Below are 13,996 nucleotides of genomic sequence, written 5' to 3' on the forward strand. Positions count from 1 at the left end.
ATAAAATATGGCTAAAAAAACAACCATCCCCTTTTGCCCTAAGCGAGCCTTAATCAGCGTATCGGACAAAAAAAATATTGTAAAACTGGCAAAACAACTGCAAGAGCAAGACATTGAAATCATTGCTACTGGCAACACGGCTGCTCTACTGAGAAAAAAAGGATTGTCTGTCACTGAGGTCAGTGATTACACCGGCTTTCCGGAAATACTTGATGGGCGGGTAAAAACTTTGCATCCAGCCATTCACGCAGGCATATTGGCCCGTGGCTCGCAGGATAGCGAGATCCTTGCTCAACATGGATTGCAAGCGATTGATCTGGTCATTGTCAACCTGTATCCATTTGAACAAGTGATCAGCAACCCGAATTGCAATTTTAACCGCGCTATAGAAAATATTGATATTGGCGGGCCTACCATGATTCGTTCCGCTGCCAAAAATCACGCTCATACTTATGTCATCGTCTCTCCAGAAGATTATAAGGAATTGATGAAATATCTTCATTCTCAAAAGGTACCGGCCAACTGGGCCTTTCATTTGGCTAAAAAAGCTTTTGCTCACACTGCGGCTTATGATGCGGCCATTTCTAATTATTTAGGAACACTTGATGAGCACTATAAACCCAGTAATTTTCCATCCATTATGACTCGCCAGTTTATAAAAAAGGAAACAGATTTACGTTATGGGGAGAATCCTCATCAACAGGCGATTTTTTACACCGATAAAAATTCACCCCCTGGCTCATTGGCAGGAGCAGAATTACTGCAAGGTAAGGAGTTATCCTACAATAATTTGCTGGATGCCGATGCCGCTTTAAATTGTGTGAAAAGTTTCTCCAGGGATAAAGCCACCTGTGTTATTGTCAAACATGCCAACCCCTGTGGCATTGCCACAAGCAATGATACTATAAACGCCTATCTCCGTGCTTTTCAAGCAGACTCCACTTCCGCTTTTGGTGGAATTATTGCTTTTAATCAAACGTTAACCGCTGATACAGCTGCCGCCATTCTTGACAAACAATTTGTTGAAGTCATTATTGCTCCCGAAATTCATCCGGAGGCCTTGGCTGTATTCAAGCAAAAAGACAAAATCCGCGTTCTTCAAACCGGTTCCTTTCCCCAAAACCAGGAGTTCTGCCTTGATTTACGACAAGTGAGCGGGGGTCTGCTTGTGCAAGAACATGATGCTCTGGATATATCCCTGAATGAACTGCAAACCGTTACGCTCAAGCGACCAACGGATAATCAGCTAAAAGATTTGCTTTTTGCCTGGCAAGCGGTGAAACATGTTAAATCCAACGCGATAGTGTATGCCAAGTCTTTAACCACCATTGGCATTGGAGCTGGACAAAGCAGCCGTGTCATGAGCGCTCGCATTGGTCTCTGGCAAGCTGAGCAATTCGGTTTTGATACAGAAGGAGCCGTCATGGCCTCTGATGCCTTTATTCCTTTTCCTGACACCCTCGAATTGGCTGCTAATGCCGGCATTTCGGCGGTCATTCAACCAGGAGGTTCCATCCGCGATAAGGAGATCATCGAGTTTGCCAACGCCAATGATATAGCAATGGTGTTTACCGGCATACGGCATTTTAAACATTGATTTCACAAAAAAACGCTCAACCCACGCAGAAAACAGCATGTTGATCCAAATGCTTATATCCTTTCTATGATTTTATGTGGCGCTCAGCAAAGCAGCGAACCGCTTTCTCGATATCTGCCAATAGCTCGGGAAAATGTTTAGTCATTAATGATTTATCAAGCTTTATTCGGTCTTTATGCATACTCATTAATGTTTTTCCCTGATACTGGAATTTATAATTTTTATATTTATCCACCGGGGATATTTTGACCTCTTTCTGCAAAATCTTATCGACAGCATCACGAATACGTTTTTCGCCAAAACCCTTAGAAATTTTGTCGGCAATTGCTATAAGCGCATTCGTATAAATTTCACCTTTGTTAGCAATTGAACGGATGGTGGATGCGGTATTTGCCGAAACTCTCGATGTATCCCCCACAGCCTTCCAAATCTTCTCTGGCACTTGAGCAAAAGCCAGGTATTGATTTAAAGTGGCTGGGTTTATGCCGAGTTTCTGACTCAATTGTTCTTGTGTCATTTTTTGCTGTTCGAGTAAAGAATGATAAAAAAGACCTCTGGAATAATCAGAAACGTTCTCTTTCTCATTTTCTGATACTAAAGCCGCCACAGCCTGTTCAAAATTCAGTTTCCTGACCACCGCTTTTATCTTAAGGGAATGCCTTTTACAGGCTATCCAACGACGATAGCCAGCAATAACGATATACTGGGCATCTTTATTTTCTTTCGGCTGAAATAATGAAGAAGCTTCCACCACGACAATGGGCTGACATTGCCCTTTATATTTGATGCTTAATGCTAATTCATCGAGATCACCCAACTCAAAAGTCTTGCGATCGCGAAACACCCAGCTATCAACCTGTCCACAATCGAGTGTAACAATCCTCTCTGAATAACCTAATTCTTCTTCAACGTCCTGAAAACGTTGTTTGATAGCTGCCGATAGACAAAAATTCTGCATTTTTCAATTCCTTTCATTCACTCTGGAGAGTCGTGCCTGCTGATTTTCATTTTGCATCTCAACGGTTATGCCCGATGATCCTGCTGGTTGTATGTTTAGTAGCTGAATAATTTCATTCGCCAGCGCTAAAAATTCCCGATGATTATCACAACCTGGCAAATAATCCCCCAACCACTTTCCCTGAAATGGGCATTCCAAAACAGCCGTTTTAGAACTAATCACTGTCTCAAAAGCCAATCCAGACTCCCTTAGCTCAGACATTAGTTTATCGGAAAGTTTTTGCCGTTTTTGCAACTTACAGCCCAATATTTTAAAAGGTTTCTGGGCCATTCGCGGAATGGCGATGGCATCGGTTAAATTGTTCTGGTCGAGAAAACTGGGAGAGCAAGGCAGGATAATGAAATCAGATAACATAATGGCCTTAAAGGCTGCCGGCATGTAATTCGGTGGCGTATCCAGGATAATAAAATCATATTTGCTTTTTAATTGATTTAGAATATCCATTGGTTTTTCTTCAAATAATTCCATCACAAAATCAATGCTTTTTCCTTGTCTTGCCCAATTGATAGCATCGGGTTTATCCTTATCCATGTCAGCAACAATCGCTTTATATCCTGTTTCCTTTAAAGCCCCACAGAGATTGATAGCCGTTGTGGTTTTGCTGCTACCCCCCTTAGACTGACTAATTGCGATGACAACCCCCATAATGACTCCTTGTACCTTTTTGGCTCTTTTATATATGAGTAATTTTTTGGCCACTTATGATTTTATTATAGACAAATTAATTTATTTTGAATTTTTTATTTGAAAATCTGATTTCTCCTAAGTTCTCTCTCTTAACCAGGGCGATTTCATCAAAGTTCAAAAATTCATCATTGAGAATGAGCTAAATTGTAGGGATATGTTTTATTAATCTGGCAAATTAAAATAAAAAATGTTAAAAATCAGGCGCCTACGTTGGTCGACGTAGATTATAAAAATCTTAAGAAGGAGCCTGATTGTGTTAGAAAGTACGCGTAAATTTGGAAAAAATCAATATTTGTTTCATTGTTTTCTGTCCATCCGCGATCCACGAGTTGGAGGTCGTTGCACGTATTCACTTTTAACGATACTGATTATTGTTTTATGCGGATTAATATGTGGCTGTGACAGTTGGAAAGCCATGGAGATTTTTGCCAGGTCGCGCAAGCGCTGGTTAAGCCAATTTATTGATGTCAGTGAAGGTCTTCCGAGCCACCACACATTGGCGCGGGTATTTTCTCTGATTGACCCTTTAGAATTTGAGCGTTGTTTAAGTTCGTGGATAGAAGAAATCAGTCAATTTTTTATGGATGAGCTGATTGCGATTGATGGTAAGACGAGTCGCGGCTCCTCTTATCAAAGGGGCAATAAGAAGGCGACCCATCTGGTGAATGCTTACTCCCCACGCTTATCCGTGACCCTTGGCAGCACGGTTACACCTGACAAGTCTAATGAAATAAAGGGGATACCTATACTATTAAAGGCGCTCAGTATCAAAGATAAGGTGATAACGATTGATGCAATGGGAACGCAAAAGGGAATTGCCAATTTAATACGTCTCAAACAAGCTCATTATGTGCTTGCTTTAAAAAAGAATCATAAACGCATGCACCGAAAGGTGGATAACCTCTTTCAAAAAGCGGATTCCTTAAATTACAAGGCCATGGTTTTCCAACAAAAAGACACCAATAATTATGACCACAGCCGTTTTGAAGAAAGAACATACACCGTATTACCAGCCATGTACCTTCCTTCCTGCGGTCAACAATGGAAAGATTTAAGCGCCTATATCCGTGTGCAATCCACGCGGCATCTACCCACAGGAGACATTGAAACGGCTACACGTTACTACATGACATCCCTGCCTTATAAAAAACACAACTTAATGCGTCAGGCAATTCGCGACCATTGGAAAATAGAAAATGGCTTGCACTACAAGTTAGATGTCGGGATGAATGAAGACCAATGTCCGATATATCGTGGATGCGCTGATATAAATTTAAGCATTATGCGTAAAATAGTCCTTAAATTATTAACCCAGGATACTTCAAACCAAGATGGCATCGCTTTAAAACGAATGAAAGCTGCCCTTTCTACTCAATATTTGAAAAAAGTGATTGGATTTTGAACTTTGATGAAATCGCCCTGTCTCTTAACACTTATAGTACTTTTCAACGAATACTTCATGCCTTAAATGGAGCTCAGGAGAATCATTGGATACTTGAACTGATCAAGCAACATAACGTATTATCTTTTTTATTAAAGCGATGCGATAAATGGTTTAACACCGGAGTGCTATCATGTCTGCCGAGTCTTGTTCGGTTTCATTGGTCAACCAGCTCACAATATCAATGTCTAAAAATGTCCCTAAGGCCTACTACCGCTCCAAATTATTTATTGCTCCTTATACGACAAACCCATTAATTGCTGCTGCGGGTCCTTTATTTTCCCTGCTGGAACGCTTGAGCATCAGTTCTGTTTTACCAGCAATCAATTTAATCCGCGATAATATCGAGCATGAATTACACGCTTTCCAAAGTAAACTGAGCGCCTCTGACTACTCACAAGATCTCATGGCCATTGCTTATTATTTGCTTTGCGCTACCATTGATGAAATGCTTGCTAAGAGTTATCTACGTCTATATGGTGAAAACACTGAATTCAAAGCATTCACGCCCCTAACGTCCAATAAAGCAGGACCTCAATCCAGATTTTTTGAAATCGTTAATTCTATTAAAGAAAGCCCCAATCAATACCTCGATTTAATTGAATTAGCCTATTATTGTCTGATAGCCGGCTTTGAAGGCGAGCAGCATTTTCATGCCAATGGCCGACAAAATCTTGATCATCTGATCGAAGAATTATATTTGCTGATTCAAAAACATCGAGTTAACAAACCTTATAAATTAGATAAAGAGACCCATTTACCAAAAACCCTGCCCAAAAATCGTAAACCGATACTCATTGCAGGCCTTGTGGGGATAAGTATTTTTCTTTCTGTTCTTGGGCTAAGTCACTTGCTTCTGGAAAATAAGGCAAAAAACGTTCTTTTTGGTCATTTTCAACAATCAATGATGGATCACTGATGGATAATTCTCTTGCAGCCCTCTGTGAAGCAGTTAAGAAAGTTATATGGCCTCTGAAACCACAACATAATCCCTTGTCTTTTCTTATCATGACGGGTAGACATCAGGTAGGAAAAACTGCCATATTACGGCAAAGCCAGCTTGAGGAAGCCACCTTATTTGGTGAGCATCAGGCTAAAATATATTATAATCGGCAGGGGGTTATTGTTGAGTTGAGCGAATCTTGGCTCAATCAGCAAAACCTGCTTCCCAAGCAGATATTAAAACAATTAAATCGCTGTCATCGAGCCATTAAAATCAGCGGCGTTATTTTATGTGTGGATATTAAAAAACTTTTGGTAGAAGAACCCGTTCAACTGAACGAGGAAATCAAGGAGCATACCCAGTTACTTCAACGTTTTACTTCAGACTTAGCTTATCCTGTAGACTGTTTTCTTCTCTTCACTAAACTGGATGCTCTGGCAGGTTTTTCAGAATTTTATCAAGGAGAGCATGGCAGTGATTTAGCAAAACCTCTGGGTTTCTCCATTGAATCTGACCAAATACCGTCAAGAGTCACGAGCCTATACCAACAACAGTTTAATCAGTTCGTTGAGATTCTCGGCCAACAGATCATTCATAAACTTCACCCCGCACGATCTTCGCTCAAACGCACGTTGATTCGTGAATTTCCTTTACAACTGCTAAGTCTGCGCCAGCCGATACAACTGCTTATTCAAAAAATAGCGGCCAGTCACTGCAGACTGCGAGCCTTGTATTTCACCAGCGCCGAACAGGGCGGAACCAGCATTGATCGTTTAAATAAAAAAATTCAGCATGAATATGCTTTGACCGTTCAGGACACCTTTTCACAAGCGACAAACTATCGCCCGTACTTTATTGACGGTGCCATTGAAAAAATTCAAGCACAAACAACATTAATAACTGCAGGGGAACGATTTTCCCCAAAAACCTGGGGTTTGATGATAGGAAGTTTGACGACCGTCGCTGTCCTTATTTTAATGATGAATTATTTTAAAACATTTCATATCCTGGATGAAACCAGTAAGGAACTGCTAACGTATGAATCTTTGCTGAGGCAAAATAAAGATGATGCCAATGCACTTTATCACTTAACCAGAGCAAAAGATTCTGTTGCCCATCTCAATACGAATGCACTCTTATTTTCCAGTATTCACCAGTTAAAATCTCAACTGCAGAAAAACACCAAAGAACAGTTAAATGTACGATTTTTACCTTCCATCACCGGAGAATTGGAAACGGTTATCAATGACCCGAAACAAACCCCCGTCAACCGTTATAAGGCGCTTAAAATCTATCTGATGCTCAAGGAACCTGAACATTTCTCCACCACCGAAGTCATTAAATGGTTTACACAACGTTGGCAAAGACAATCTGTTAAAAATATCGATGAAAAAATAAAACTGCTTCAACAGGCTATTCGACAGCCCTTACAACCCTTTTCCGTGCATCAGGATATCGTTAATGACGCAAGAAATTATCTGAATGCCCTACCAGCAAGTTATTTTTATTACTCTTTAGCTAAAGAATACTTCCCCTCGCAAACTCAATCTATTGATATCAAAGGATTTGATTTAGTCACACGGCAATTGCCTGTATATTATACGAAATCAGGCTTTTACCAAGTCATGAGAGAGTTGCCGGCTATCAGCCAGAAGATACAAGATGAAAACTGGGTCCTGTCGCAGCAGGATTTTTCCGAGCTTCAGAGCTTGCTGACAGAAGCCTATTGCTATGATTACGTCAGCTGGTGGAATAATTTTTTAAACCGCTCCCGACCTTCTCACTTCCAGAATTATCGTGAAGGCCGTCAGCTTTTCCAAACCTTACATCAATCCAGCGCTCTTCGTCAGTTACTTACATTTGTGCAAATGCAGACGAATCCTGAGCTCAATGATAATAAACCCATTTTTAATCAGCTCATTGCCAATCAGTTCACTGACTTAAATCTCATCAGTCTGTCATCCATACAGGAATTTAACCAGACCCTGGGAGAAATGGAAAAATTTATGTTAACGCTCAGCGTGATCAATGATCAGGGCAAAACAGCTTTTCATATCACAAAAGGGCGTTTCAATCATGTCAATTCGTCTGATCCGATCACTATACTTTATAGCCACTCGCAACGTTTGCCAGAACCTGTCTCTAACTGGATTAAGCAACTGGCTGATGATAGCTGGGTGCTGCTTATTAATGACACACGCCAATATATTAATCAAAAATGGCAGGATATCGTGTTCAAAGAATATCAAACAAAAATTGCCCACCGCTATCCTTTTGAAGCTTCTCAAAATGAGATCGCTCTGGGCGACTTCAATCATTTTTTCTCAACACATGGAATCTTCAATCAATTCATTAACGATTATATAAAGCCATTTCTCAACACATCCAGTGCTAAATGGCAACCTAAAGCGGTCAATGAGTATCTTCTTCCCATCTCAAAAGACATGATGAATGAAATCATTCGTGCCAACATCATCACCAATATGTTTTTTCCCAATCAAGGAGAGGAAAGTAAAATTGAATTCAGCTTACAGAAAATTAATCTTGACCCTGTTATTGCCAATCTTGAACTGAAAATTGGTCATGAAGAATTAACGGATAATCAAGACAGTGAATCTTATATGCCCTTCAGATGGCCACAGTTGGATGCTAAGCTCTCTTTAGATTCTATTGATGGAAATCATTATGAATTATCGGAAAAGGGCGTATGGGCCTTTTTTCGGCTGCTTGAAAAGGTAAATGTCATTGTTGATGAAACAAATAGCAGTTCTCTGCAGATACTTTTTGAAATCAATTCAAATTCCGGACGCTATCTTCTTAGAACATCAAATCCGGTTAATCCGTTTATACCCGGCATTCTGAATGGCTTTGGTTTGCAGGAAAGCATCGTCTGACACATGCCTATTTAAAATTCGAGCAACTCAAAATCATTTTTTACGAGAATGAAACGTATAAAAGCGCAGCATAGATAGCTATCTGAGCATTTTGAGAGTTCTTATGAAGGAGGAAGAGCTTTGACATTCGGATCTTTGGAATAGGCATTAAGGATATCTGTTATTAATTGCTCAATGACCCCTTCTTTAGCCTCTTCTTCAATTAATCCGGCTTCCTCTTTCATGGCCGCAAGGCGATCTTCAACTACTTTGGCAATTGAGCCGTTTGGAAATAAGGTTGCCAGCAATCTTCTGGCTTCAGCAGGCCCAAGATGACGGTACAATCGGTTGCGTACTGTCGCATCTTCAGCCGTGGTACTGAAGGCCCACAGCTCGATAGGTCCTAAGGTCAAAGTCAGCAGTTGAACGTTCACTCCTGCTTTTGTGGCAAATTGAGCAAGAAACGTTGCTCCGCCTCTTCTCGGCCCATGAACACGATTTCTTAAAGCGATTTTTGCTGTTTCGGACAAACCGAAAATCTTGGTGGTTTTATCAATAGCCTGTGAAGGTCCAGCATCCATGATATAAATGGCTGTTGCAAAATCAATCATGATAGGGTCAAAATCTTCAACTGCCTGGGATAACAAGGCAATTTGCACCTTCCATTTACGACCCTCCCTCATATCAATAATCACCTGATCGCGAACGGCCTGTGATTTGGCTGTGCGGTGGAATTCATCATAAACAATACGTTTGTGATCTTCTCTGATTTCCTGAATTCTATCCTTATGATAGTCTTTATATTGCTCAGGGATCTCACTCAAGGCTTCTTCTGTCAGATAATAATGCCTTGCAAGGACATAACGTGCCAACATATACATGATCGCTGTTTGCCTGTCAGCAGCTTCACCGCCTGTTTTGGCTACCTCGTCCAGATCAAGAGAAACCACACGCGCATCACCAATATCAAAAGCACTGACACGGGAGAGAATGGGATATTCGCGAACAGCTGAGGAAACCATACGGGAAAAAGCGCTGATCAAAGATTCACCGGTAGGAGCTGTAACCTTTTCATATAAATCCTCGATGGAAGGCGTTCGACAAATTGAAGCCGCATCAGCAAGCAAAGGCATGGCATAACGTTGTGCCAACATCGCTTCATGGATAAAACCTGCGGAATATAGTGAATCCGTCACTTCCCACCAGGTGGATTTTGAATCACGAACAAATCCTATTTCTTCCAGAATTCCATCAATAAATTCTTCCAGACCAGGAGAGTATGGTGCAGGATTATATTCATCCGCCAGACTTTTATAAAGCTCATCCACGACCATACCGGCAAGATCCGCCATGCCATCATAAGGTTTTTCTGAGCCTAAGGGCGTGGTTAACAAAGTAAGAAAATTAACCAAAAATGAGCGTTCAAGAGCAGTTGGATAACGGCAACCCAACTGAGTATCAAATGGATTAATAGAATATTCAGGTGTCATTCGCAAACGATGATAGCCCACTAAATGTCGCTTGGAAGCCGGTAAAGCTTCTCTCAACAGCGAAATTAAACCACTGCTTGAAGGACCAATATCAATAATGGCAATGCGTGGTAAACGCGTCAATCCTCCCGAAAGACACAAAGCAAGATTTAAAGCATTCGATAATACGGACTTACCGGAGCCTGGGCGAGCATAGACCAAATCAATCCAAGTGGTTTGTTGTGTTGAGCCTGGTTGAAACGGCCATGGTTTCCCATCTGGGGTACGATACAATAAGGCGCCTGTTTTCCAAGGAGAAGCCGGTCGAGTAATAGGAAGCATCGTTATAACATCGGACAAGGGAGCTACAGAAGGCACTGCAGCGCTTTTTAAAGTCGTTGCCAACATACTCGAGACAAAACCTGCAAAGGCATCACCACAAATTTCCGATACGTCGGTTGACCCCCATCCCTGAATGGCTTTCACTAATTCAGAACTACGTCGTCGTAATAAAGGCAGATTATCCTCAGGCGCCCATGTGGTAGCGACGACCCGCAGACGAACGATAGAGTCGTCTGTATTCAGATCAAGGTATTTTAATAAATTAACCGAGTCACTGATCAAGCGATTTTGTGCCGAGGAAAAGCTCAGGATGGCTGACAACAGCCCCTTTAACTTGATTGTATTTAAACCTTCACTTTCAATAAGAAATGATATACGCCAGGGAATATGTGAAGGCAAAATTCGGGCAAATAAGCTGAGGAATGGCCGTACATCTTTAGGGAATAAATCAATAAAGGCCGAGGAGTATATTTTATTACCTACTTTTACCGTACGCAAATCCAATACTTCTGCATCCCGAGGAATGGTCTGTTTTGCCAATGATGGCCACAATAAATCAGAAGGGTCACCATCAAATCCATTAATCTCCCTTACAGGCAGTCGATCACCAGGCAATGTGGCGCGCCAATCATCGGCGGTATAGTCGGGATCAGCAGTCATCCTTATGGCATGAACGGCATCATGAACTTCCAGTAAACTGCCATAAATATTTAATGCATCCAGGTCATTCTGGATAGCGCGTACATAAGCATCGTGGGTATCTCTCAATTCTGGTATGGCGGCATAAATCGCCTGGGTGTTTAGAAATGGAGGGGCTTTATTCTCCTTAAGCATTTTCATTTTGGCTTTGTTCGCTGCTTTTAACTGATCACTGGTCAAATTGAACGGCCGGGTGATCAACACAAAATACACTCGTTCTTCAGCACAATATTGAGCCAAATAATTCACACGTTCTGTAAATAAATCATCCAATTCCAGTTCCAGACGTTTGGAGGTCGCTTCTGCCGGGGCATAAATGTCGCGAATGACCTTTCGGATATTTTGTTTGTCATGACTAAAATAGACTTGCAAGGCGTGTCCTGGCCTACCCATGGCAGGCTGAAATGCATTGCTTAAACCTTCCACCAAACGAATGAATTCTTCACTACCGGCAAGGGCGGTTATACCTTCAATTTTTATAATTGAGATAAGAGATCCATCGTGATTGACAAGAACCGTTGGGCTGTCAGCAGTTTCCAGATCACAATAGGATTCTGTCGTTTGTTTGAGTGATGTACTTAGCCAGGCTAAAAAAGTATCAACACTTTCAAAAAACGACTCTACCCATTTACCCATACCATATCCCCGTATTTACATGCTGCAAAATCATTCTAACAATAATATCCTTTGGCATAAAATCTCTTAGAACTTGTTCCTATCATTTTTTTTATCTTTGCAACTTTATTGTCCCGGCCATCTCGTTCTGAGATTCTCGGCTGCAAATGAACATGGTTTAGCTCAAATTTTAGTTGACCTAAGTAAATAGCTCTTTCAATAGCCATTTTTTATTTAACGTAGTCAAACTAAAAATCAAGTAAATCAGTCTAAATTTGCAGCCGAGAATCTCAGGAAAAGACTTGAACATTCAGGGCACTTTCCTTTTGTCTACTACACAGCAATTTCTTCAAGAGCGCTTGCAGCCCATTTTTCAATTTGTTTACGAAATTTAGCCCTTGACGGCAATAAACGTACATTTTTAAAGATTTTATCTACGTCTTCTTGGTTAATACCCGAATCAATGATCAACTGCCCAAAAATCGCTGGATCACTTGTTCCTTCACCATACTTTTCCTCTACAGTCTGGGATCGAAACTTAAAACTGCGATAAATGTTTTGTGCACTGCTCTTGTAGCCTGTGTCATTGGTAATTGCACAAAATAATACGTGACACAAGCTGTTTAACTCCGCTTGAGAAAGCTCAGGCAAATAAATTAAGGTACCTCCTCCATAGCCACCGACGCCAACAGATTCGACAAAAAAACATTGGGCACAAAAACAGCATGCTGTCAGCAGATTTGTCATACGATTATTGGTATAATCTCCATCCAGATTTACAATTTCCTGAAAATTTTTGGCCTGAAATCCACAGAATTGACAGGTATATCGATCCCTCTGCAATATTTTTTCCTCGAAAGCCTTAAAGCGTTTGTCCGCTTTCCTCGCTGAATACAAGCGCCATGAACCGGGTGTAGCCATCAACCTTAAGCTGTATTGTTTGTCATTGCTGCCCATACATGTAAGCTCTCAAGATAGTGATGCAGGATTAAATAAAAAACTTATGAGCAAATCATTGCTCATAAGTACTTTTATCTTGCAATTGCATGAATAAGATATTTAATCCTATTAGGATCCACCACCACTGGTGGTGAAAACCGTACCCGTAGGTCCTGCAACTGTACCAGATGAACCAAACATCGTCTCCCCAGTAATACCTAAAATGGTAGGCAGGAATAACAATGCCGCAGCGATGAAAACCAAGGCAATAGGTGTACCTATTGGTATTTGCGTTGGGTTATCTTTATGCTGCTTAAATTTCATAATAGCACCAATTGAAAAGCCCAATCCGGCCAGGTAAGAACCAGCGGTAATTAATTTTGCCAAACTGGTAAATGACTGGGTTATTTGCGAAGCCATTCCACCTAGCGTCAAGGCGCTACTGCTACCGGCAAATGCATCACTTGCAATGAGCAATAAACTGAAACCACCCATACAAGCAAGCAATCGGCCATAAATTGAACTAGCCTTTATTTTATTCATCACAGTAATATCTCCCCCATTCTAAAATTAACATTATATAAAAAAGTATTATGGATAATTTCTAACCTCGCAACTGTATTTATAATCAATATAAAAATTTTGTAATCTCTAAACATATTTCAATTATGCACTTAGATTACGCCATTCCAGTGAACTTTTCTACAATGAGTTTCCCTAAATAAAGCATAGCATAAACCGTCTCTAATACACTGGAAAAAAGAAAAGATATTAACCAATCTCATCAATTAAGTACCATATAAAGTATTATTAATAACCTCTAATGTAGCTACGATATTTATTGCCAGAATACCGCCCACTACGTGAACAAAACCTTTTCCTGTTCCCCCTGGGGGTTGTCCCTGAGAAGCAGAACGGGCTATAAGTACCCACCCTCTGATAAAAGCAATGAGCCCTATGACTTGTATCAGCAAAACCAAAGGACGTCCCACTACGCTTCCTGGGCCAAAAAGTGTATTCAAAGTTTGATTTTGGCTGGTAATTGGCGCATATTGCAATATATTTGAATCACCAAATGAAGTCTGCAACAAAATTGCAAGACCCGTGGGGAAATAAATAAAAATAGCGGCAACGATCAAATATGTTATGGGTTCTTTAAGGCTGGCATTACTAGACATCATGGTTCTTGCTTCACCATATACCTTAAGACTATATATAGCCTTGAATGCAAAAGCCAGTCCTATTAAATAAGCTGCACCGGTTAATAATCTTTCTACTGGTTCTAATGATTTAGCAATATTGGTTAATATATCTGCCTGGCTCGCTATCCAGCACGCAACAGTGCCGCCTGTACAAGTTGAATCTGCCATAGA

At 40.8% G+C, this 13,996-nt stretch carries 10 protein-coding genes; 4 read left to right on the forward strand and 6 right to left on the reverse strand.

Features of this window, described 5'->3' with window-relative positions:
- Positions 1-7 precede the first annotated feature (7 nt).
- On the forward strand, positions 8-1,597 hold the full coding sequence (gene purH, locus E4T55_RS05565) for a bifunctional phosphoribosylaminoimidazolecarboxamide formyltransferase/IMP cyclohydrolase (protein ID WP_058502914.1): 1,590 nt from the start codon (positions 8-10) through the stop codon (positions 1,595-1,597).
- Positions 1,598-1,661: 64 nt separating this feature from the next.
- Here purH and E4T55_RS05570 read toward each other — a convergent pair whose 3' ends face one another.
- Positions 1,662-2,555 (reverse strand): ParB/RepB/Spo0J family partition protein, encoded by an 894-nt coding sequence (locus E4T55_RS05570; RefSeq protein ID WP_058502913.1) that lies wholly within the window; start codon positions 2,553-2,555, stop codon positions 1,662-1,664.
- Between the two features lie 3 nt (positions 2,556-2,558).
- Positions 2,559-3,260 (reverse strand): ParA family protein, encoded by a 702-nt coding sequence (locus E4T55_RS05575; RefSeq protein ID WP_058502912.1) that lies wholly within the window; start codon positions 3,258-3,260, stop codon positions 2,559-2,561.
- A gap of 295 nt (positions 3,261-3,555) precedes the next feature.
- Between E4T55_RS05575 and E4T55_RS05580 the strand changes: the two genes are divergently transcribed.
- The 3 genes from E4T55_RS05580 to icmF all read left to right on the forward strand — a co-directional run bounded on the left by E4T55_RS05580 (position 3,556) and on the right by icmF (position 8,580).
- A complete protein-coding gene (locus E4T55_RS05580) occupies positions 3,556-4,704 on the forward strand; it encodes an ISAs1 family transposase (protein WP_115325254.1) in 1,149 nt (382 codons plus the stop codon).
- A 172-nt stretch (positions 4,705-4,876) separates the two neighbouring features.
- Entirely contained in the window at positions 4,877-5,662 is a 786-nt protein-coding gene (icmH, locus tag E4T55_RS05585; protein ID WP_058501221.1) for a type IVB secretion system protein IcmH/DotU, read from the forward strand.
- Positions 5,662-8,580, forward strand: coding sequence for a type IVB secretion system protein IcmF (icmF, locus tag E4T55_RS05590; RefSeq protein ID WP_058501222.1), 2,919 nt, complete (start codon positions 5,662-5,664; stop codon positions 8,578-8,580). The genes icmH and icmF overlap by 1 nt, the downstream gene beginning before the upstream one ends.
- Before the next feature lie 101 nt (positions 8,581-8,681).
- On the opposite strand, the gene E4T55_RS05595 is transcribed toward icmF, so the two are convergent.
- From E4T55_RS05595 to E4T55_RS05610, 4 genes are all read right to left on the reverse strand, one after another.
- Entirely contained in the window at positions 8,682-11,705 is a 3,024-nt protein-coding gene (locus E4T55_RS05595) for a type IV secretion protein IcmB (protein WP_058501223.1), read from the reverse strand.
- A 312-nt stretch (positions 11,706-12,017) separates the two neighbouring features.
- Positions 12,018-12,641: a type IVB secretion system protein IcmJDotN gene (gene icmJ, locus E4T55_RS05600; protein WP_058501224.1), complete on the reverse strand. Its 624-nt coding sequence runs from the start codon at positions 12,639-12,641 to the stop codon at positions 12,018-12,020.
- A gap of 111 nt (positions 12,642-12,752) precedes the next feature.
- Complete coding sequence (locus E4T55_RS05605; RefSeq protein ID WP_394367482.1) at positions 12,753-13,118, reverse strand: type IV secretion protein IcmD; 366 nt, start codon at positions 13,116-13,118, stop codon at positions 12,753-12,755.
- Positions 13,119-13,411: 293 nt separating this feature from the next.
- The gene (locus tag E4T55_RS05610; RefSeq protein ID WP_058501226.1) at positions 13,412-13,993 is read right to left on the reverse strand and encodes a hypothetical protein; all 582 of its coding nucleotides are present in this window, start codon (positions 13,991-13,993) and stop codon (positions 13,412-13,414) included.
- Positions 13,994-13,996: the final 3 nt, after the last annotated feature.

The organism is Legionella israelensis, assembly GCF_004571175.1.
Lineage (GTDB): Bacteria > Pseudomonadota > Gammaproteobacteria > Legionellales > Legionellaceae > Legionella_D > Legionella_D israelensis.